At 72.3% G+C, this 21,154-nt stretch carries 21 protein-coding genes; 10 read left to right on the top strand and 11 right to left on the bottom strand.

What is annotated here, in order from left to right; translation table 11 throughout:
* Window positions 1-3: 3 nt before the first annotated feature.
* Window positions 4-1,566 carry a GntP family permease gene (locus tag J2X60_RS15585; RefSeq protein WP_258027675.1) on the bottom strand — a complete coding sequence of 521 codons (1,563 nt, stop codon included), beginning with the start codon at window positions 1,564-1,566 and terminating at the stop codon, window positions 4-6.
* Between the two features lie 206 nt (window positions 1,567-1,772).
* Here J2X60_RS15585 and J2X60_RS15590 point away from each other — a divergent pair, with 206 nt between their 5' ends.
* Window positions 1,773-2,471 carry an FCD domain-containing protein gene (locus tag J2X60_RS15590; protein ID WP_309888778.1) on the top strand — a complete coding sequence of 233 codons (699 nt, stop codon included), beginning with the start codon at window positions 1,773-1,775 and terminating at the stop codon, window positions 2,469-2,471.
* A gap of 456 nt (window positions 2,472-2,927) precedes the next feature.
* Here the strand turns inward: J2X60_RS15590 and J2X60_RS15595 are convergent, their stop codons facing one another.
* The 5 genes from J2X60_RS15595 to J2X60_RS15615 all read right to left on the bottom strand — a co-directional run bounded on the left by J2X60_RS15595 (window position 2,928) and on the right by J2X60_RS15615 (window position 6,355).
* Window positions 2,928-3,530, bottom strand: a complete 603-nt coding sequence (locus J2X60_RS15595) for a GNAT family N-acetyltransferase (RefSeq protein ID WP_070416352.1) — start codon at window positions 3,528-3,530, stop codon at window positions 2,928-2,930.
* Window positions 3,531-3,540: 10 nt separating this feature from the next.
* Window positions 3,541-4,224 (bottom strand): uracil-DNA glycosylase, encoded by a 684-nt coding sequence (locus J2X60_RS15600; RefSeq protein ID WP_309888780.1) that lies wholly within the window; start codon window positions 4,222-4,224, stop codon window positions 3,541-3,543.
* A gap of 4 nt (window positions 4,225-4,228) precedes the next feature.
* A complete protein-coding gene (locus J2X60_RS15605) occupies window positions 4,229-4,948 on the bottom strand; it encodes a Type 1 glutamine amidotransferase-like domain-containing protein (protein ID WP_309779784.1) in 720 nt (239 codons plus the stop codon).
* Entirely contained in the window at window positions 4,945-5,478 is a 534-nt protein-coding gene (locus J2X60_RS15610) for a phosphoribosyltransferase (RefSeq protein ID WP_175473674.1), read from the bottom strand. Before J2X60_RS15610 ends, J2X60_RS15605 begins: the two co-directional genes overlap by 4 nt.
* Window positions 5,479-5,578: 100 nt before the next feature.
* Window positions 5,579-6,355 (bottom strand): SDR family oxidoreductase, encoded by a 777-nt coding sequence (locus J2X60_RS15615; protein ID WP_071296185.1) that lies wholly within the window; start codon window positions 6,353-6,355, stop codon window positions 5,579-5,581.
* A 79-nt stretch (window positions 6,356-6,434) separates the two neighbouring features.
* Between J2X60_RS15615 and J2X60_RS15620 the strand changes: the two genes are divergently transcribed.
* The 6 genes from J2X60_RS15620 (at window position 6,435) to J2X60_RS15645 (ending at window position 14,068) form a co-directional block, all read left to right on the top strand.
* The gene (locus J2X60_RS15620; RefSeq protein WP_309779786.1) at window positions 6,435-7,523 is read left to right on the top strand and encodes an acyltransferase family protein; all 1,089 of its coding nucleotides are present in this window, start codon (window positions 6,435-6,437) and stop codon (window positions 7,521-7,523) included.
* A 285-nt stretch (window positions 7,524-7,808) separates the two neighbouring features.
* Window positions 7,809-9,140 carry a bifunctional o-acetylhomoserine/o-acetylserine sulfhydrylase gene (locus J2X60_RS15625; RefSeq protein ID WP_309888783.1) on the top strand — a complete coding sequence of 444 codons (1,332 nt, stop codon included), beginning with the start codon at window positions 7,809-7,811 and terminating at the stop codon, window positions 9,138-9,140.
* Between the two features lie 314 nt (window positions 9,141-9,454).
* On the top strand, window positions 9,455-10,657 hold the full coding sequence (locus J2X60_RS15630; RefSeq protein ID WP_309888785.1) for a homoserine O-acetyltransferase: 1,203 nt from the start codon (window positions 9,455-9,457) through the stop codon (window positions 10,655-10,657).
* Window positions 10,658-10,805: 148 nt separating this feature from the next.
* Window positions 10,806-11,963: an ATP-binding protein gene (locus tag J2X60_RS15635; protein WP_309779788.1), complete on the top strand. Its 1,158-nt coding sequence runs from the start codon at window positions 10,806-10,808 to the stop codon at window positions 11,961-11,963.
* The gene (locus J2X60_RS15640; protein ID WP_083294960.1) at window positions 11,960-13,282 is read left to right on the top strand and encodes a hypothetical protein; all 1,323 of its coding nucleotides are present in this window, start codon (window positions 11,960-11,962) and stop codon (window positions 13,280-13,282) included. The genes J2X60_RS15635 and J2X60_RS15640 overlap by 4 nt, the downstream gene beginning before the upstream one ends.
* 114 nt (window positions 13,283-13,396) lie before the next feature.
* A complete protein-coding gene (locus J2X60_RS15645) occupies window positions 13,397-14,068 on the top strand; it encodes a response regulator transcription factor (RefSeq protein ID WP_070416359.1) in 672 nt (223 codons plus the stop codon).
* A 170-nt stretch (window positions 14,069-14,238) separates the two neighbouring features.
* Here J2X60_RS15645 and J2X60_RS15650 read toward each other — a convergent pair whose 3' ends face one another.
* From J2X60_RS15650 to J2X60_RS15665, 4 genes are all read right to left on the bottom strand, one after another.
* Entirely contained in the window at window positions 14,239-15,504 is a 1,266-nt protein-coding gene (locus tag J2X60_RS15650) for an MFS transporter (protein ID WP_070416360.1), read from the bottom strand.
* A gap of 263 nt (window positions 15,505-15,767) precedes the next feature.
* Window positions 15,768-15,947, bottom strand: coding sequence for a hypothetical protein (locus J2X60_RS15655; RefSeq protein WP_139219818.1), 180 nt, complete (start codon window positions 15,945-15,947; stop codon window positions 15,768-15,770).
* A gap of 94 nt (window positions 15,948-16,041) precedes the next feature.
* The gene (locus J2X60_RS15660; protein ID WP_309888790.1) at window positions 16,042-16,350 is read right to left on the bottom strand and encodes a thiamine-binding protein; all 309 of its coding nucleotides are present in this window, start codon (window positions 16,348-16,350) and stop codon (window positions 16,042-16,044) included.
* On the bottom strand, window positions 16,347-17,624 hold the full coding sequence (locus tag J2X60_RS15665) for a glycosyltransferase 87 family protein (protein ID WP_309888791.1): 1,278 nt from the start codon (window positions 17,622-17,624) through the stop codon (window positions 16,347-16,349). Before J2X60_RS15665 ends, J2X60_RS15660 begins: the two co-directional genes overlap by 4 nt.
* Window positions 17,625-17,689: 65 nt before the next feature.
* Between J2X60_RS15665 and J2X60_RS15670 the strand changes: the two genes are divergently transcribed.
* Window positions 17,690-18,406: a YceI family protein gene (locus tag J2X60_RS15670; RefSeq protein ID WP_309888793.1), complete on the top strand. Its 717-nt coding sequence runs from the start codon at window positions 17,690-17,692 to the stop codon at window positions 18,404-18,406.
* 97 nt (window positions 18,407-18,503) lie between these two features.
* On the opposite strand, the gene J2X60_RS15675 is transcribed toward J2X60_RS15670, so the two are convergent.
* Window positions 18,504-19,391 carry an ADP/ATP-dependent (S)-NAD(P)H-hydrate dehydratase gene (locus J2X60_RS15675; protein WP_309888795.1) on the bottom strand — a complete coding sequence of 296 codons (888 nt, stop codon included), beginning with the start codon at window positions 19,389-19,391 and terminating at the stop codon, window positions 18,504-18,506.
* On the opposite strand from J2X60_RS15675, the gene J2X60_RS15680 reads away from it, so the two are divergent.
* Together J2X60_RS15680 and J2X60_RS15685 are read left to right on the top strand one after the other, a co-directional pair.
* The gene (locus J2X60_RS15680; protein WP_309888798.1) at window positions 19,390-20,031 is read left to right on the top strand and encodes an HAD family phosphatase; all 642 of its coding nucleotides are present in this window, start codon (window positions 19,390-19,392) and stop codon (window positions 20,029-20,031) included. The two genes, J2X60_RS15675 and J2X60_RS15680, sit on opposite strands and share 2 nt — an antisense overlap.
* Complete coding sequence (locus tag J2X60_RS15685) at window positions 20,028-21,110, top strand: NADH:flavin oxidoreductase/NADH oxidase (protein ID WP_309888799.1); 1,083 nt, start codon at window positions 20,028-20,030, stop codon at window positions 21,108-21,110. The genes J2X60_RS15680 and J2X60_RS15685 overlap by 4 nt, the downstream gene beginning before the upstream one ends.
* Window positions 21,111-21,154 lie beyond the last annotated feature (44 nt).

A 21,154-nucleotide genomic window follows, 5' to 3' on the forward strand; every position in this document is an offset into this window, starting at 1 on the left:
CGCTCAATGGATGAACACCCCCGCGAGCATGACCCCGGCGAGGCCGAACACCGAGATGAGGCACTCGAGCATCGTCCACGTCTTGAAGGTCTGCCCGACCGTGGTGTTGAGGTACCCCTTCACGAGCCAGAACCCGGCGTCGTTCACGTGCGACAGGAAGACCGACCCGGCGCCGATCGCGAGCACGAGCAGCGAGGTCATCGGCGAGGACAGGTCGTGCGCGATCGGCGCCATGATGCCCGCGGCCGTGACGGTGGCGACCGTGGCCGACCCGGTGGCGACGCGCACGAGGGCAGACACCACCCAGGCGACGAGCAGCACCGAGATGCCGGAGTCCTTCACGGCGTCGGCGATCACCCCGCCGATCCCGGTGTCGATGAGCACCTGCTTGAAGCCACCGCCGGCGCCGACGATGAGCAGGACGCCCGCGACCGGCGGCAGGGCACTCTCGAGGGACTTCGACACAGCGGAACGGTCCATGCCGCCGCCGATGGCGAAGAAGATCATCGCGTAGACCGCGGCGATGCCGATCGCGATCATCGGCGACCCGAGGAAGTCGAGCAGGCTGACCCACGAGCCCGAGGCGTCCGGGACGGTGGCCTCGCGGATGGCCTGCGCGAGCATCAGGACGACGGGCAGCAGGATGCCGACCAGCGCGACCGTGAAGGACGGGCTGCGCGGCTCGCTGATGACGCGGGTGAAGTCGCTCTTGCCGTGGGGCAGGGATGCGGTGTCCTGCGTGGCGGGGCCGCGCCGCGCCTCCCGACCCGCGTGTGCCGGGTCGTCGCCGACGGGACCTGCGTCGGAACCGCGCGACCCGAACATGTCGGGCGCTGGGATGTCGACCCAGCGCGCCGCGAAGCGGGCGAAGACCGGACCGGCGAGGACGATGACGGGGATCGCGAGCACGATGCCGAAGGCGAGCGTCGTGCCGAGGTTCGCACCGACCGTCGAGATGGCGACGAGCGGGCCGGGGTGCGGCGGCACGAACGCGTGCATCGTGGAGAGGCCGACGAGGGCGGGCACGGCGATCTTCATGATCGGGACGGAGCTGCGCTTCGCCACCAGGACGATGATCGGGATGAGCAGGACGAGGCCGACCTCGAAGAACATCGGCAGGCCGATGAGCGCGCCGATCAGCGCCATCGTCCACGGCAGCGCCGCCTTCGACGACCTCCGCACGAGGGTGTCGACCACGCGGTCGGCCGCCCCGGAGTCGACGAGCATCTTGCCGAACATCGACCCGAGGCCGACGAGGATGCCGACGCTCGTCATCGTCGCACCGAAGCCGTTGCCGAAGCTCGTCACCGCCTTGTCCGGAGCGAGACCCGCACCGATCCCGACGCCGAGCGCCCCGATCGTGAGCGCGATGAACGGGTGCACCTTCAGCCAGGTGATGAGGGCGATGATCACGACGATGCCGATGATCGCCGCGATGATCAGCTGCGCGACCGGCCCCGACGGGTCGACGGCTTCGGTGCCGGCTGGTTCCGCCGCCAGGACGGTGACCGCGTGGGCCGCGGCCGCGTGGACCGTGGCCGGATCGGCCGGGAGAGCGTGAGGCATCGGTGCCCCTTCCTGGAGCCGCTGCCGCGCGGCTCCGTCGCCTTCGTGTCGCGGACGGTCTGGCGTGCTGCGCTTCGACCGTCAATAATCTGATTAATCAGACTATACGACGATCCACCGCGCGGCATCCGCCCTCCGGGGCAGTCTGCCGATTCGATGGACACCGTGTCACGCGCCGTGCGTGCCGCGTACTGCACGGAGGAACGATGGCGACCGGTCGCGGACTGCACGCCCAGGTGCTCGAGACGCTCGGGCAGCGGATCGTCGACGGCGTGCTCGCCCCGGGCACCGTCGTCCGGCCCGAGGCCGTCGCGGCGGAGTTCGGCGTGTCGAGGTCGGTCGTCCGCGAGGCGCTGCGTGTCCTGCAGTCGCTCGGGCTCGTCGAACCCCGCCAGCGCGTCGGCACGCTGGTGCTCGACATCGTGTCGTGGGAGCTGCTCGCGCCGACCGTGATCCGGTGGCGCGGCGCCTCGCCCTGGTACTTCGCCCAGCAGCGGGAACTGCTCGAGCTGCGCCTCGGCGTCGAGCCCGTCGCCGCATCGCTCACGGCGGGGACACCGGGTGCCGCAGCGGTGCTCGCCGCCGCCACCGACATGACCGACGCCTGCGGTCGGGAGGACAGCCGCGCCTACCTCGAGGCCGACGTCCGCTTCCACCGAGCGCTCCTGACCGGTTCCGGCAACGCCGTCTTCGCACACTTCGCCGGGACCGTCGAGGCGCTGCTGCGGACCCGCACCTCGGAGTCGCGGGACACCATCACACGCTGGACCCGCGACGCGGCGGCCCGGCACGAGGCCGTGGGGCTGGCGCTCGTCGCGGGCGACGGCGCGGCCGCGTCGGCTGCGGCGCGCGAGCTCGTGCGGGTGACGCGGGACGAGTTCATCGCGGAGGCGCCGGCGTCCTGACCCGAGGGCGCGGGACACGCCGCGTGCGGGTCGCCGAGGTCGCTCGACACGCCGCACGCGCGCGCCGGAAGCGGCCGATCGCGCGACCTCGCGTGCCCGGGACGCGACCGACGGGCGGACGGGAGGCGCAGTGCGGGGCCGACCCGCGCGCCTCCCGTCCGACCGTGGCCGGGTCGCAGGACACGCCGCACGCTCTCCGCCGAGGTCGCGCAACACGCCGCGCGCGCGCGACGGGAGCGGCAGATCGCGCGACCTCGCGTGCCCGGGACGCGACCGATCGACGGACGGACCGGAGGCGCGGTGCGGGGCCGACCCGCGCCTCCCGTCCGACCGTGGCCAGGTCGCGCGACACGCCGCACGTTCTCCGCCGAGGTCGCGCAACACGCCGCGCGCGCACGCCGGAAGCGGCCGATCGTGCGACCTCGACCTCGGCCGCGGCCCGCCCGGCCGCGCGCGCTACCCGCGCGCGAAGAGGCGCGGACCGCGCAGGCGCAGCCGCATCGTCACCGTGCCGAGCCACCGGTCGTACTTGTACCCGACCTTCCCCATGCGGCCGACCTCTTCGAAGCCGAGCCGCTCGTGGAGCCGGATCGACGCCTCGGCCTGGCGGTCGGCGATGACGGCGACGACCTCGCGGACGCCGGCCGACCGGCACTCATCGATCAGCGCCTCCATCAGGGCCCTCCCGAGCCCCTTCCCGCCGGACGCGGCACCGAGGTAGATCGAGTCCTCGACGACGCGGTTCGACCGGTCGCGGGGGTTCCACGGGTCGACGAGCGCGTAGCCGAGCACCTGCCCCGAGGGGTTCTCGGCGACCAGGAACGGCAGACCCCGACGACGGATCTCGTCGTAGCGGCGCTTCCACGCGGCGAACGTGAACGCCGACGGGTCGAAGGTCACCGAGGAGTTCCGGACGTAGTGCGTGTGGATCTCGCGGACGTCGGGGAGGTCGCTGGGCTCGGCAGCGCGGATCGTGTAGGTGAACGCGGCCTCGGCGGGGACCGGGGCGCGCAGGTGTCGCGGCAGGACCCGCCGTCGCTGGTATTCCTCCTCGAGCACGGGTCCGAGCCTATGCCGCGGGCAGGGTCCAGTCGACCGGTTCGGCGCCCTGCGCGACGAGCAGCTCGTTCACCTGCGAGAACGGGCGGCTGCCGAAGAACCCGCGCGAGGCGCTGAGCGGGCTCGGGTGGGCGGACGCGACGACCGGGGTGTCCCCGAGGAGCGGCCGGACCGAGGCCGCCTGCGCACCCCAGAGGACGGCGACGAGGGGCTTCCCACGGGCGACGAGGGCACGGACTGCCTGGTCGGTGACGGCCTCCCAGCCCTTCCCGCGGTGGCTGCCGGCGGCTCGGGCCTCGACGGTGAGGACGCGGTTGAGCAGCAGGACGCCCTGGGCCGACCACGCCCGCAGGTCCCCGTGTGCCGGCGGCGTCACGCCGAGGTCGGCCTCGAGCTCGCGGTAGATGTTCGCCAGGCTGCGCGGGACGGGTCGCACGTGCGGGTCGACCGCGAACGACAGGCCGATCGGGTGCCCGGGCGTCGGGTACGGGTCCTGTCCGACGACGAGGACCTTCACGTCGTCGAACGGCTCGGCGAAGGCCCGGAGGACGTGCTCGCCAGCCGGGAGGTACTGCCGACCGGCACCGGTCTCGGCGCGGAGCCAGTCGCCCATCCGGTGGACGTCGTCCTCGACGGGGGCGAGTGCCTCGGCCCAGCCGGGGTCGATCAGGTCGGCGAGCGGTCGGGCCTGCACGGGGCTAGGCGCCCATCGTGGCGACGGCGACCGAGTCCTCGCCCGCGACGACGCGCCAGACGCTGCCGGTGCCGCGGACCTCGAGCGCGCCCTCGCCCACGACCAGCGTGGTGTCCTCGTCGATCGCCAGGCCGGCGGTCACGAACTCGGCCTCGGCGCTCGCGATGAGCCGGGCGAGCGTGCCGGCCTGGACGGCGTGCACGTCGATCGTCAGGTCGACCAGGCCGAGCCCCTCGCGGAGTTCGACCTCGTCGAGGCCCTCGGAGGCTTCCTCGGGGCAGATCTCGACGCCGCCGATGCGCCAGCCGCCGACGAGGGCACGATCGGCGGCGATCATCGCGCCGGCCGAGTAGCCGAGGTAGGGCAGGCCGTCGGAGACGAGCAGGCGGATCTGGTCGACGAGCGGGGCGACGGCGTCGAGGTAGTCCGGCGTGACCCCGCCGCCGACCACGAGGGCGTCGACGTCGCTGAGGACCGTGGTGTCGAACACCTGGCCGGCGGCGACCTCGGTGACGAGGACCTCGGCCGTGCGCGGGCCGGTCAGCACCCCGGCGATGTCGGCGGTGCCGGACGGGCTCACCCCGGACCCGTCGGCGACGGAGAGCAGGGCGATGCGTGGGACGGTTCGACCGACGGCTGCGGAGCGGACCGTGGCCTCGGCGACGAAGGGCGCGGCGGCGTCCGAGGCAGCGAAGGGTCCGCCGCCGACGAGGTGGATGCTCACGACTCGGCCGTCACCGGGGCGAGGGCGCTCCACGGGAAGGTGATCCAGCCGTCGACACGACGCCAGACGTGGTCCGGCTCGAGCACGGTGCCGGGCTTCGAGTAGAGGCAGGCACTGCGGACGTCGGCGCCGGCGTTCCGGATGATGTCGACCACCAGGCGCAGGGTCCGGCCGGAGTCCGACACGTCGTCGACGACGAGGACGCGCTTGCCGGCGAGGCTCGGGGCGTCGAGCGCCGGCGACAGGATGACCGGCTCCTCGAGGCGCTGCTCGACGTCGGTGTAGAACTCGACGTTGATCGAACCGCACTCCTTGGTGCCGAGGGCGTAGGCGACCGCGCCGGCGATGATGAGCCCGCCGCGGGCCACGGCGACGACGACCTCGGGTTCGAAGCCGGAGGACAAGACGTCCTTGGCGAGCAGGCGTGCTGCGTCACCGAACTCGAGCCATCCGAGCACCTCGGGCCCGCTCGTCACGGTCACGGTCGAGGGAGCCTGGGCGGGTGACCCGGATTCGCTGCTGATCGGCATCCGACAACGGTACCGGCACGGACCCCGCGCCCGCGACCCGCACGTGCGGCCCGGGCGCGTGCGGGCCGGGTGCGGGCCGGGTGCGCGGCACCCGCGGGGATCACACCCGCGGCGTCAGCTTCCCCCGCGCGAGCTTGTGCTGGGCCGACTGCGCCACCGGGCGGATCGTGACGAGGTCGAGGTTCACGTGCGCCGGCAGCTCGACCGCGTGCACGATCGCCTCGGCGACGTCCTCGGCCACGAGCGGCTCCGGCACGTCGTCGTAGACCGCCGCGGCCTTCTCCGCGTCGCCACGGAACCGGGTCAGGGCGAACTCGTCGGTCTTCACGAGGCCCGGCGCGATCTCGACGACCCGGATCGGTTCACCGTTCAGCTCGAGCCGGAGCGCGGCCACGAGGGCGTGCTCGGCGAACTTCGCGGCGTTGTACCCGCCACCGTTCTCGTACGCGACGTGCCCGGCCGTGCTCGTCACCGTGACGATGTCGGCGCTCCCGGCAGCCGCCGCACGCCGACGGAGGTGCGGGAGCAACGCCGCGACGACCCGCTTCGTGCCGATCACGTTCACCTCGAACATGGCGCGCCAGTCCTCGACGTCCGACTCCTCGACCGACGCGGACCCGAAGGCGCCGCCGGCGTTGTTCACGAGCACGTCCGCTCCCCCGAGCTCGTCGACACGGGCGGCCAGCGCCTCGACGTCGGAGGCGCTGGTGATGTCCGCGACGAGGACGTCGGCTCCGGTCGACCCGGCGAGCGCCTCGAGCTTCGAGGCACGGCGGGCGACGGCGAGCACGTCCCACCCGTGTGCGCGGAACAGTCGGACGGTCGCTGCTCCGATGCCCGAGCTCGCTCCGGTGACGACTGCGCGACGAGATGCCATGTGCTTCCTCCAGGGGACGGGGTGGGATGTCCCAACCGTACCGATCCGGCAAGGTCACGATCGGGTAACGTGACCGGCGATGACGACGGACGCCGCCCCTCCCGCGCCCTCGGCGCCCGCCTCGCAGCTCGAGCCCGGACGTGCGAAGCGCCGTATCCCGATGTGGGACACGGCGCGGTTCCTGGCGGTCACGCTCGTGGTGATCGGCCATGCGATCCAGCGCCAGACGGCGGCGAGCGAGCACGCCCTTGCGCTGTACACCTTCATCTACGCGTTCCACATGCCGGCGTTCGGTGTCATCAGCGGGTACTTCTCCTCCGCCGACACCCCGACCGCGAAGCGCATGCGTCGGACGATCACGGACATCGTCGTGCCGTACATCATCATGCAGACGATCTGGACCGTCGTGCAGGCCCTGGTCGAGGGCGGGAAGAAGTTCAACCCGACGCAGCCGACCTGGACGCTCTGGTTCCTGCTCGCGCTGGGGATCTTCAAGCTGATCCTCCCGTACCTCGCACAGCTCCGGTGGCCGCTGTTCTGGGCCGTCGTGTTCAGCATCGGCGTCGGCTACTTCGACAACGTCGACTCCACGCTCTCGCTGTCGCGGGCGATCAGCCTCCTGCCGTTCTTCCTGCTCGGCTGGCAGGTGAAGCAGTGGGGCGTCTTCGACCGCTGGTACGAGGCTCCGCGGCGGGTCGTGGTCCGGGTGCGCATCGCGGCCGGTGCCGTGTTCGTGGCGTGGGCGGTGGCGTGTGCGATCTGGATCCCGCAGTTCAAGCAGTTCGACCTGCACCACTGGTTCTTCTACGACGACTCGTACTCGGGACTCGGCGAGGACGCCTGGTGGGCCGGTGCGGTCCGCTTCGGGCTGATGCTGCTGGCGACCCTCCTCACCGCGTCGTTCCTGCTGCTCGTGCCCCGTCGGAACGTCTGGATCACGCAGTTCGGCGCGGCGACGATGTACGTGTACCTGCTGCACACGTTCGTGCTCTACCCGATCCGCGAGTCCGGGGTGCTCGCCGGGCAGCACTCGGCATGGCCGTACGTGCTGCTCATGGTGGCGATCGCCTGCGCGGTGAGCCTGTTCCTCGCCCAGCCGTTCGTCCGCCGGGGGATGCGCTGGCTCCTCGAACCGAACGTGCGCTGGCTGTTCCGCCGCGAGCAGTGACATCCCCGCGCAAGCCGTCGTCTTCGCTGCGCTCAGTCGGCGGCGCGCGACGTCGCGGCAGGCCGCGACCTTCCCCCGTGGTCGCCGCCAGCGTGTGAGTGCGCACGCGCGGGCCAGGAGGCGCGGCTCGCCCCAGCCTCGGTCGTTACGTCCCGAGGCGGGCGCGCTGGTGCCGACGCGACCACCTGCGTACCGTGACGGGCGACGCACAGCCGCGCCGCGCCTCCTGGGCCGAGCGCTGGGCGACCCGACGACCCGACGACCGCCACCGGACAGGAGCACGAGATGACCCAGAACGACGCCGCCCAGTGGCGGTTCGAGACCACGCAGATCCACGCCGGCGCACAGCCCGACCCGACCACGGGGGCCCGCGCGACGCCGATCTACAAGACGACCTCGTACGTCTTCGCGAACTCCGACGAGGCCCGTGACCTCTTCGCCCTGGCCAAGCCGGGCAACATCTACTCGCGCATCATGAACCCGACGAACGACGTCGTGGAGCAGCGGATCGCGGCGCTCGAAGGCGGCTCCGGGGCGCTCCTGGTGTCGAGCGGCCAGGCGGCGGAGACCTACGCGGTGCTCAACATCGCGGGCGCCGGGGACCACATCGTGTCCTCGTCGTCGATCTACGGCGGCACGTACAACCTGTTCAAGTACACGCTCGCGAAGCTCGGCATCGAGACCACGTTCGTCGAGGACCAGGACGACCTCGACGAGTGGCGCCGCGCGATCCGACCGAACACGAAGCTGTTCTTCGCCGAGACGATCGGCAACCCGAAGATCAACGTGCTCGACATCACCGGCGTCAGCGAGGTCGCCCACGAGTCCGGCGTGCCGCTCATCGTCGACAACACGATCGCGACGCCGTACCTCATCCGTCCGTTCGAGCACGGCGCCGACATCGTCGTGCACTCGGCGACGAAGTTCCTCGGCGGGCACGGCACCGTCATCGGCGGGATCATCGTCGACTCCGGGAAGTTCGCGTGGTCGCAGCACCCGGACAAGTTCCCCGAGTTCAACACGCCGGACCCCTCGTACCACGGCGCGGTCTTCGCCGAGGCCGTCGGCAACGAGCTCGCCTACATCGTCAAGGCCCGGGTGCAGCTGCTCCGCGACCTCGGTGCGTCGAACTCGGCGGACACCGCGTTCGCGCTGCTGCAGGGCATCGAGACGCTTTCGCTCCGCATCGAGCGTCACGTGTCGAACGCGCAGGAGATCGCCGAGTGGCTCGACCGGCACCCGGACGTCGCGACCGTCGCCTACGCCGGGCTGCCGACCTCGCCGTGGTACGCCGCGGCGAACCGCTACGCGCCGAAGGGCGTCGGGGCCGTGCTGTCGTTCGAGCTCAAGGGCGGTGTACCCGCCGGCAAGGCGTTCGTCGACAGCCTGCAGCTGTTCTCGCACCTCGCGAACATCGGCGACGTGCGCTCCCTCGTCATCCACCCGGCGTCGACCACGCACTCGCAGCTGACGCCCGAGCAGCAGCTCACCACTGGTGTCACGCCGGGGCTGGTGCGGCTGTCGGTGGGGATCGAGAACGTCGAGGACCTCAAGGCTGACCTCGAGGCCGGGCTCGCCGCTGCCCGTGCGGTCGCGCAGGAGGGCCAGCGCGCGTAGCGGCCCCGGGCGCGGGGCGCGGGGGCGGTCGCGGGGGCGACTCGGAACGACGTGGTCGTTGTCGTACGACAACGGCCACGTCGTTCGTTGCACGCGCAACACTTGCGTGCGCCCGGGAGCGACAACGTCGATGTCGTACGACGTCGACGAAGTCGTTCCGACTCGGCGCCCGACCGCACGCACGCAGCCGCGCGCAGGCACGCCCGCACGCGAGCCCCCGCGAGCACCCGCGACCCGCCGCAGTGGACCCGCGACGCGCCGGACGTGACGTAACACTGGCGGCCCGCGCCGCGCCTCCCGGCAGACTGGACCCGATGGACTGGCAGACGACCCCCGAGGACTCCGTGCCGTCCACCCTCGTGCCCGGAACCGAACTCGGCACGCTCGGCAAGCCCCCGGTGACCGGCGCCTGGCGCCCGGGCGACCACCCCGGCTCCCGGCACTTCGCGTCCCTCGGTGAGCAGTGGGTGCGGGGTGGACGCATCCCCGCCGTGCGCGTGGCGTACGAGATCTGGGGCACGCTCAACGCCGACCGCGACAACGCGGTCCTGGTGTTCCACGCGCTGACCGGCGACTCGCACGTCGCCGGAGCACCCGGGCCCGGACACCGCACCGCCGGCTGGTGGGGCGACGTCGTCGGCCCCGGCCGGGCGATCGACACCGACCGGTGGTTCGTCGTCGCACCGAACATGCTCGGCGGCTGCCAGGGCACGACCGGGCCGTCGTCGGTGTCGCCGGACGGCCTCGAGTGGGGATCCCGCTTCCCGTTCGTCACCGTGCGCGACCAGGTGGCGGTGCAGGCACAGCTGGCCGACCGGCTCGGCATCGACGTCTTCGCGGCCGTCGTCGGCGGGTCGATGGGCGGCATGCACGCGCTCGAGTTCGCCGTCACCCACCCTGCACGGGTGTCCCGGCTCGCGGTGCTGGCGAGCACGGCGCAGACCACCGCCGACCAGATCGCCGCGAACTCGCTGCAGCGCGCTGCGATCCAGATGGACCCGGCGTTCGCGGGCGGCGACTACTACGAGGCCGACGCCGGCGAGGGCCCCCACCGCGGGCTGGCGCTGGCTCGGCGGATGGCGTTGATGACCTACCGGGCGTCCGACGAGCTGAACGGCCGGTTCGCCCGCTCGTGGCAGAGCGACGTCTCACCGCTCGGCGACGACGGCCGCTTCTCGGTCGAGAGCTACCTCGACTTCCACGGCAACAAGTTCACCCGTCGGTTCGACGCGAGCTCCTACATCACGCTCACCCACGCGATGGACTCGCACGACGTCGGAGCCGGTCGGGGCGGGATCGCGGCGGCGCTGGCGCAGGTGACGGCCCGCACGCTCGTGGTCGGGGTGTCGAGCGATCGGCTGTTCCCGATCGAGGACCAGCACCGCATCGCGGCCGGCGTGCCGGACACCCTCGACGGTGACCGCGCGGCCGTGATCGAGAGCGAGTTCGGGCACGACGGGTTCCTGATCGAGCACGAGGCCGTGGGGGCGCACCTCCGGCGGCTCTTGGACGCATAACGCTTGCAATGACGATCGCGGCACCATCCGACACGGGATGGCGCGCCGAACACCCCCCAACGGGTGTCGCGCGTGGAATGATGGCGTGGTGCCCAGCCTGAACCAGGCTCGGTTTTCCCTCAGCCACACCGCCACGACCAGGACACCGATGGACTTCATCGCACAGGAACGCGACCGCTTGCTCCGGTCGACGACCCGTGTCGTCGGCATCGTCTGTGCCCTGGTGTCGGTCGTCGCGGTGATCTGCGCCCTCGCGGTCCCGGTCGTCCCGCTGCTCGGCGGGCTCGCCTGCATCGCGATCATGATCGCCGGCTTCCTGGTCTTCGGGTGGAACGCGTCCGTGTGGTGGACGGCGCTCATCCTCGCCTCCGGCCTCGGCGCGCTCGCACTCCTGCTGCTCGGCGTCGACGAGGCAGCGCGTCCGATCATCGCCTCCGCGGTGGTGCCCCTCGCCGCCGGCAGCATCTCGGCACCGCTCATGTCCCAGCGCGGGAGCCCTGTGGGCCTCGGGCTGACCATCCTCGCCGGGGCGATCGTCGTCGTCGCGATCGTGTGGGCGAGCGGCAGCGTCCTCGCCGCCCCGGTCACCGGCGCGCTGCTCGGGTGGGTGCTCATCGCCGTCGTGACGATCTGGATCTCCCGGAGCATCCCCCGCGTCGCCCGCCGGATCTACAGCATCGGCACCGCGCACCGCGCCGAACGCCAGGCGAGCGAGACCGAGGCGCAGCGACGACAGGGTGCCCGGCTCCTGCACGACACCGTGCTCGCCACGCTGACCCTCCTCGCGCACTCCGGCGTGGGCGTCTCCGAGCAGGCGATGCGTGAGCAGGCCGCCGAGGACGCCCGACTCCTCCGCCACCTCCGCCTCGGTGCGACGCCGCAGCCGCAGCAGTCCGGTGACTACTCGCTCACCCGCGAGGAAGAGTCCCCGCTCGGCCAGACCCTCGAGTCCGTCAAGCAGCGCTTCGGCCGCATGGGCCTCGAGGTGAGCTGGCACGGCACCGGGCAGGTCCTCCTGCCGTCGAACGTGCTCGACGCCTTCCTGCTCGCGCTCGGCGAGTGCCTCGAGAACGTCCGTCGGCACGCCGGGGTCGGCGAGGCGCACGTCACGATCGTGCACGACAACGAGATGGTCCGCGCGATGGTCACCGACTCCGGCGTCGGCTTCGACCTCACCCACGTCAGTGCCGAACGGCTCGGCTTCAAGGAGAGCGTGGTGAACCGCCTCCGCGAGGTCGGCGGTGATGCGAAGCTCTTCTCCGCGCCGGGATCCGGCACGACCGTCGTCCTGGAGGCCCCCAGATGAGCCGCGTCCCCGAGGACACCATCAGCCGCGGGCTCCCCGGCGAGACCGTGCAGCCCGCTCCGCGGACCCGACGGGAGGCGCGGGAGCGGTACCGGGGCAGCGAACGTCGGCAGGCGCGCGGCCTCCCCTCCACCTCCACCGGCGCGCGCTCGCTGCGGCAGGCCGCCAAGCCCGGCGCCTCGCTCGGCGCCGGCTACCTCGGACTCGGCGCCGCGGTCCTCACCGGCATCGAAGCCGTCGCGGGGATCGTCTTCTTCCTCATCCGCTGGACGGAGTTCACCGACCCGTGGCTGCCCGCGGCGGCCTGGGCGCTCTACCTCGTCGCCGCCGTCGGGGTCGGGCTCAGCCTGCTCACCTACGGCGAACGACTGACCGGACTCGCCTTCGCGCTGATCTGCGTCGTCCTCGGCTGCGTCGTGACCCTCGACTTCATCGGCATCTGGCCCGAGCACGACATCGCCCACTCGGCGTCCGCGTCCGTCGCCGCCGGGTTCGCGCTCCTGCCCGTCGCGACCCTGCGCCCGGCCCGCGAAGTCGCCGCCGCCATCGCCGTCCTCGGCCTCGCGTTCGTCGGGATGGCGGTCGCCTCGACGCCGATCACGAGCGACACCCTGCCCGCGATCGTGTCCACCGTGGCGCTCGTGACCGTCCCGCCGTCGATCGCGCTCTTCGTGGTGCACCGGTTCCGCCAGCTCGTGCAGCGTGAACTCGACCGGGTCCTCGTGCAGAGCAACGTGCAGGCACCGCAGTTCGCCGTGGGCATGCTCGCGTCCGACGAACTCGCCCGGCTCGACCTCGCCGCCGAGAAGCTCCTCGACGCCGTCGCCAACGGCAGCGACCCCCTCCCGCTCTCGGACGCGTCCGCCTCGGTCGCCGCCTCGCTCGCCACCGAGCTGCGTCTGCACCTCATCGAGGGCCGCCGCGAGACCTGGCTGTACCACGCGATCACGGAGTCCGACAACCTCGGCCGCTCGGTCAGCGTCGCGGATCCGCAGTCGCTCGCGGGCCACCTCTCCCCCGCGCAGCGCGACGGGCTGCTGCAGACGCTCTGGCAGATGGTCGGCGACGGCAAGCAGACCCAGGCCGGATCGCCCGTCGTGTCCGTGACGCTCGGCCCCGTCGGCTCGGACGGGCACCCCGTCACCGACGAGACGATGGACGTCCCGGTCGTCTTCGAGTCGCGCGGTGTCCCCCGGCGTCGACTCGGCCCGACCGCGTGGAGCGCCCTGCAGCGGATCGGCCCGTACCAGGACTCCGTCCGCGACGGCGTGCTGCACGTCGTCGCGCACTGCGTCGTCGACCGACATCCGTCGATGTAGTCGTCGCACGGAACCGGCTGGCCCGACTGCCGGACACCCTGACCAGCCTGCCCGTGCCCCGTGGTTCGTCCCCCTAGGATCGGCCCACGACCGCCCCCGAGAAAGGACGCCACCATGGCGACTCCAGAGGAACCGATCCGACTCGCACTCGTCGACGACCACAGGATGCTCCTCGGCGCGCTCACCGAGTGGATCCGGAACGCAGCCGACGACATCACGCTCGTCGCCGCCGTCACCACCTGGCCCGAGCTCCTCACGAGCCCGGCGTTCCCGGTCGACGTCGTGCTGCTCGACCTCGACCTCAAGGACTCGATCCCGGTCTCGCTGAAGATCTCGACGCTCAAGACCGCCGGTGTGAAGACCGTCGTGATGAGCACCTACTCGGAGCCGAACGTCGTCCGCGAGGCCCTCGCCTCCGGCGCCCTCGGCTACCTCGTGAAGAGCGAGGATGCCGAGATGATCGTCGAGGCCATCCGCTCCGCCCAGCGCGGCGAGCAGTACGTCTCCGCCGAGCTCGACCTGGCGATCAACAGCGGTGACGTCGGTGGCGTTCCGAAGCTCAGCGCCCAGGAGCGTCGCGTCATGGCGCTGTACGGCGGCGGCGAGCCGGTGAAGAGCGTCGCGTACCAGCTCGGCATCTCCGAGGAGACCGCGAAGAGCTACCTCAAGCGCATCCGCGAGAAGTACCGCGTCGCGGGCTTCGACGTCGGCACGAAGGTGGCGCTGCGGAAGCGCGCGATCACCGACGGCATCATCGTCCAGGACGGCAGCCCGCTGGGTCTGTAGCGCGCCGCGCGTCGCACGCGCCACGCGCCGCACGCTTCGTGAGCAGAAGAGGTCGGGTCCCGTCACAGGACCCGACCTCTTCTGCTCACGATCGGCGGTCTGCCGCACCGTCGACGGGCTGGAGGCGCGGCACGGGGCCGCCCCGCGCCTCCTGGCCGGTGGGACCCGCGTCAGCCCAGCGGGACGGGCGCGGTGATCGGGCCGGTGGACGGCGACGACGACCGGAGCGACGCACGGCGGGTGCTGCGGCGCTCGGCGCCGTAGCTCACCATCGTCATGAGGACACCGAGCAGCGCCAGCACGATGCCGAGCCACCCCGGCGCCTTGAAGCCGAACCCGGCAGCGATGACGGCGCCGCCCAGGGCCGCACCGATCGAGTTGCCGATGTTGAACGCCGAGTGGTTGAGCGCCGCCGCGATGGTCCGTGCGTCTCCGGCGACGTCCATCAGGCGGGACTGCACGGCCGGCGGGATCGCGGACGAGGTCGCACCGAGCAGGAACGCCCCGAGGAAGACCCCCCACACCCACTGCGCGGTGAGGACGGTGACGAGCAGGGCGCCGATCAGCGCGAACATGCCGACGTAGATCGTGCGCTTGACGCTGTGGTCGGCCAGGTGCCCGCCGAGCACGCCGCCGATGACCATGCCGATGCCGACGACCACGAGGACGAGCGGCACGAACGACTCCGACAGCCCCGTGACGTTCTGCACGAGCGGCGAGATGTACGAGTAGACCGCGAAGAAGCCGCCGAAGCCGACTGCTCCGAGGCCCATGACCATCCAGACCTGCGGCACGCGGAACGCCCGCAGCTCGCGGCCGATCGTCGCGTGCTCGTCACGGGCGCTGCGCGGCACGAAGGCCCACACCGCGAGGAAGGTCAGGGCGAACAGGACGGCGACGACGCCGTACGCGATGCGCCAGCTGGCGACCTGCCCGACCCAGGTGATCGCCGGGACGCCCACGACGTTCGCGACCGACAGACCGAGCAGCACCATCGCGATGCCCTTGCCGCGCTTGCCCGGACCCATGATGTCGCCCGCCACGATGGACGCGATGCCGAAGTACGCACCGTGCGGGAGTCCCGCGACGAACCGCGCCACGAGCACGAGGCCGAACGACGGCAGGATCGCGCTCGCGACCGTCGCCAGGACGAACCCGACGAGCAGCACGAGGATCAGGCCCTTGCGCGGGAACTTCGCCGACATCGCCGCGATCGTGGGAGCACCGACGACGACACCGAGGGCGTACGCGCTCACGAGCCAGCCGGCGTGCGCGATCCCGGCGTCCGGGTCGAGGCCGTACTGGCGCGGCAGGAGTGCCTCGGCGATGTTCGGCAGGAGCCCCATCGCGACGAACTCGGTCGAACCGATGGCGAACCCGCCGAGGGCGAGGGCGATGAGCGCGAGTGCGCGACGCGCAGGCGTGAGCTGGGACATGGTGCCTGTTTCGGGACGGGAGGAGCGGGACGGGTTCCGGACGTCGACTCGCGTGAGTCGGCTGGGACCGTCGGTGCGCGTGGTCGCCGCACCGTGCCTCCGTCGCGTCGACGTCGCTGACGGTGCGACCGGGAACGGGCGGAGGGTGGTCCTGGTTCAGCGGCGAATGTGGACGACCGGCCACCGAGAGCGACCGGTCTCAGCAGTGTAGACCGCTCCAAAGGCCGAACGGAAGTCGCCCGGCCGAATCGATTCGACCCACGTCAGGCGGCGCGACGCTCCGGCTCCGCGTGGGCCGTGACGACGAGCCCCGGGAGTTCGTCACGGTGGACCCACCCGGCGCCGCACTCGGTGCAGCTCGCCCAGGCGGTGTCGCCGTGCTCGTCCGAGTCGATGACGACCGTCCGCAGGTCGCAGTCGGGGCACCAGCCGTCGTGCATCATCACGTGCTCCTCGTCGTCGTGCGGACGCGTTCCGTCCGACACCGACAGGACACACCCGACCACCGACATCCGTGGGAGGCGCTCGGCGTGTCGCTCAGTCGTCGAGCGCAGCCTCGAGCCGCTCGAGCTTGCCGTCGATCTCGCCGGTGTACCCCGGGCGGATGTCGGCCTTGAGCACGAGGGACACCCGCGTGCCGTACGCCCCGACGGCCTCGGTGGCGCGCTTGACGACGTCCATGACCTCGTCCCACTCCCCCTCGACCTCGGTGAACATCGACGAGGTGCGGTTCGGCAACCCGCTCTCGCGGACGATCCGCACGGCAGCCGCGACGGCGTCGTGCACGGACCCGTCCGAGCTCGCGGAAGGACCACCGGACGGGGCGACGGAGAACGCGACGATCATGCGTCCATCCTGCCCCCTGCCGGGACGCCCGGCACAGCGGCGGCACGGGCCCGCACGCCGAGCCGGACGATCGCGACGACGCTCCAGACCAGCACCCCGACCTCGAGCGCGTTCCGGAGCGTGAGGACCACGAGCACCCAGGGCTGCACGGTGAGCACCTGGTCGTAGAACCCGGGGTAGATCACCTGCGTCAGCACAGCCATCGGGATCGCGGCGACGGCGACCGGGAGGAAGCGCCGGGCGCTCGGACGCCCGGCGACGAGCCCCCACACGATCGGCACGGCGAACCACCCGATGTACTGCGGCGACCCGACCTTGTTCGCGGCGACCAGCGCGGCCACCAGGAGCAGTGCCAGCAGCGGCGCGGCCTCGGCCCGGTGCGCGCCGCGGTGCACGGCCCAGAGCGCGAGCAGCACCCCACCGACGACGACCACGGCCATGAGCGGCGTCGACACCGCGGCTGCCGCGTGCGTCCCCGCGCCGGACACCTCGAACGTCAGGATCTGCTGGTCGTAGTAGACCGCGGCACCGGGGACGCCGAGCGCCGCCGCCCACATGAAGGGGGTCGCGAGCGGCGCCTCGATCTGCAGCGCACGGCCGCTCTGCTGCCCCACGAACGAGAGCAGGTGGGCCGCACCCCCGTACAGGACGTCGACGAGGACGATGAGCGTAGTCAGCACGAGTGCGCCGACGAGCACCCCGCGGCGGTGGCCACGGCGGAGCAGCAGGAGCACGCCCACGAGCGCCGCGGGCCACACCTTCGTCCATGCGCCGGCGGTGAACAGCACCGACGCGACGGCCGGCCGCGACGCGACGAAGGCGACCCCGACCAGGGCGAGCACGGTCGCGACGGTGTCGATGCGCCCGAGGCCGATCGGTCCGAGAGCGAGCAGGAAGGCGAGCCACCACCACACGACGCGCACGCCGAGCCCGCGGAAGCGCCACAGGAACGCACAAGCGACGGCGTCGAGCAGGATCATGAGCACGATCCACCCGGTGCCGATCGAGGCCACACCCCCGACCGCTGCTGCCGCCATCGGCACGATCGCGAGGATCGGGTACACCCAGTCCTCGTCGATCCCGACCCAGAACCCGGACAGGTGGCCGGTCTCGATCCACCGCCGGTAGGTGATCGTCACGTCGCCGAGCGGCAGGTTGCCCGACACGGTCGTCAACCACCAGAGGACCGCGTGCACGGCGACGAACGCCACGACGAAGACCGCGACCTCGAACCACCGCGAAGCCCACACCGGCCGCTGCACCGTCCTCTGCACCGGACGAGCGTAGCGGCACGTCCGTCACAGGTTCCCCCCGAGCATGACGTGTCACCGTTCCCCTCGTGACCTCCGACACCCCGCGCACGCGCCGCAGAGCCGTCATCTGGATCGCGGTCGTCGCCGCGGTCGTCGTCATCGGCGTCGTCGCCGCGATCGTCGGCACGAACCTCTACGCGAGCAGCGAGAACGCCAAGGCCTCCGCCGCCCCGAGCGTCGCCGCGAGCCGCGCCCCGTCCACGCTCGACGCCGCGGACCTGTCCGGCGCATGGACGGTCGGCGGGGACTCCGAGGCCGGGTACCGCGTCCACGAGGTCCTGAACGGCTCGGACGTCACCGTCACCGGGCGCACCGACAGCGTCACCGGCAGCGCGACCGTCGACGGCGCCGCCATCACGAAAGCGACCATCACCGTGCAGGTCGCCGACATCGCCACGGACTCGGCCCAGCGCGACTCCTACTTCCGCGACTCCGCGCTCGACACGTCGGCGTTCCCCACTGCGACCTTCACGCTCACCGAGCCGATCGCGGACGCGGTCCCGTCCGGCTCCGGCACCGGCACGACGAAGGTCGAGGCCACCGGGGACCTCACCCTGCACGGCGTCACGAAGTCGGTCACCGCGACGCTCGAGGTCGGGCTGAACGGCGACGGCGTCGACGTCTCCGGCTCGATCCCGATCACGTTCTCGGACTTCGGCGTGCAGGCCCCGAGCCTCGGCTTCGTGCAGGTCGACGACGCGGGTGCGGTCGAGTTCCTCGTGCACGCCACCCCCGCGAGCTGACGCGCACGACGCGCGTCACGCCCCGGACGTGACCACCCGACGGCCAGGAGGCGCGGTGCCGGCCCGCACCGCGCCTCCCGTCCGTCGCCGCTCGCGGCTACCCCCGCGCGTCGCCCTCGACGACGAGGTCGCGCACCACGCCCGGCAGCTGCTCGACCAGCGCCGCCATCGTGAACGGCCCACCCCCGGACGCCCGTCGCGCCGCGATCCCGTGCACCACCGCAGCCGAAGCGGCCAGGTGCGCCAGGTCGGACGGCGACAGCGACGACCCGGACGCCTCCGCCGCACCCTGCCGAGCCGCCACGAGCGCCCCGAGCACCCCGCCGAGGACGTCACCGGCACCGGCGGCCGCGAGCCACGGCGTCGCCGACGAGGCCACGAGCCGCACCGACCCGTCGGGTGTCGCGACGTGCGTGGCGGACCCCTTCAGGAGCACGACGCTCCCGGTCTGCGCGGCGGCACGGAGCGCGGCCGCGGCCGGGTCCTGCTCGACGGCCTCCCGCGACTCGTGCAGGACGCCGGCGAGCTCCCCCGCGTGCGGCGTCAGCACCGCCAGGGGCCCGAGCTCGACGAGCGGGATCGCCCCGGCGTCGACGACCAAGGGGACCCCGTCGTCCGAGGCGTGCCGGAACCCCTCCGCCGTCACGTCGTCCAGGTCGCCGAGCGAGCCCGCCGAGATCCCGGAGCCGACGAGCCACGCCTGCACCCGTCCGACCCCGGCGACGACCTCGGGACGCCGCGCGAGCACGTGGTCCGACGCGCGGGACGGTCCCACGTACCGGACCATCCCGACGCCGGTGTGCACGGCGGCGTCGACGCCGAGCACGGCGGCACCCGGGTACTGGTCGGAGCCGGTCGCGACGCCGAGGACACCCCGCCGGTACTTGGTGGAGTCGCCGTGCGGGGCGGTGGTCCAGGCGGCGGCGTCGGTCGGGGCGAAGGGGACGAAGTCGTTCACGAGACGCCACGTTACGGTGGAGCGCATGAGTCTGTTCCTGCCCGGTCGTGTGGTGGTCTTCGACTACGGCGAGGTGATCAGCCGGACGCCGCACGCCTCGCGGGACGCCCTCGTCGCGGCGACCGGTGTGCCGGCGGACGAGCTCTTCCCCGTCTACCAGGAGCTCCGGCACGACCTGGACCGCGGCGACCTCTCCGTCGTGGACTACTGGCGGGCGATCGCCGAGCGCACCGGCCGGACCTGGCGCATCACCGACATCCACCGGTTCTGGGCGATCGACTTCACCGGCTGGTTCGAGGTCGAGCCGGAGACCCTCGCGATCGTCGAGGAGCTGCACGACGCCGGCACCCGGGTCGCCCTGCTGTCGAACGCCGGGTTCGACTTCGGTGACCCGTACCGCCGGTCCCCGATGGGGTCCCTGTTCGAGACCGTCGTGGTGAGCGCCGAGGAGCACGTCCTGAAGCCGGACGCCTCGATCTACCTGGACACGTGCGCGCGCCTGGGAATCGACGCCGCGCAGATGGTGTTCGTCGACAACAGGGCCGAGAACGCCGCCGGCGCGGAAGCGATCGGGGCGGTCGGCCACCACTACACGTCGCCCGCCGGACTCCGCGCGTTCCTGCAGGAACTCGCGACCAGGGCGACCGCCGAGAAGGAGCCCGCGTGACGCACGCCCTGTTCGAACCGATCACCATCCGCGACCTGACCGTCCGCAACCGCATCTGGGTCTCCCCGATGTGCCAGTACTCGGTCGAGGCGCAGGACGGCGTGCCGACGCCGTGGCACCTCGTGCACCTCGGCGGCTTCGCCAAGGGCGGTGCCGGCGCGGTCGTGGTCGAGGCCACGGGCGTCGTGCCGGAGGGGCGGATCAGCCCGCAGGACCTCGGGCTGTGGAACGACGAGCAGCGCGACGCGTTCCGCCCGATCGTCGACTTCATCCACTCGCAGGGCGCCGCCGCGGGCGTCCAGCTCGCGCACGCCGGCCGCAAGGCGTCGACGTTCCGCCCGTGGGAGTCGACGCACGGCTCCGTCCCGGCGGACCAGGGCGGCTGGAACACCGTGGCACCGTCCGCGGTCGCATTCGACGGGTACGCCGAGCCGCGCGAGCTCGCCACCGAGGACATCCGCGTGGTGGCCCTGGCGTTCGCCGCTGCCGCTCGACGCTCGGTCGAGGCCGGCTTCGACCTCGTCGAGATCCACGCCGCGCACGGCTACCTGCTGCACCAGTTCCTGTCGCCGTTGAGCAACCACCGGACCGACTCGTACGGCGGCTCGCTCGAGAACCGCGCCCGCGCGCTGCTCGAGGTGCTGGACGCCGTCCGTGCCGAGGTCGGCGCGGGCTTCCCGGTCGTCGTCCGCTTCTCGGCGACCGACTGGACCTCGGGCGGCCTGACGCTCGAGGAGACCACGCAGGTCGCGCGCTGGGCCGCCGAACACGGTGCCGACCTCGCCGACGTCTCGACCGGTGGCAACGTCGCGAGCGCGCCGATCCCGGTCGGCCCGGGCTACCAGGTGCCCTTCGCCGACGCGATCAAGCGCGACGCCGGCATCGGCACGATCGCGGTCGGCATGATCTCGGAGGCGTTCCAGGCCGAGCAGATCGTGGCGACCGGCCAGGCGGACGTCGTCATGGTGGGCCGCGAGTTCCTGCGCGACCCGGGCTTCCCGCTCCGTGCCGCCGTCGAGCTCGGCGTCTCCGTGGACTACGAGCCGCAGCAGTACCACCGCGCGCGCGTCACGGCGTAGGCCGTTCTGTACGTTCTCTCGGCTTGGCCGCGCGCCAGGCAGTA

The sequence above is a fragment of the Curtobacterium sp. 320 genome, from assembly GCF_031455235.1.
GTDB lineage: Bacteria > Actinomycetota > Actinomycetes > Actinomycetales > Microbacteriaceae > Curtobacterium.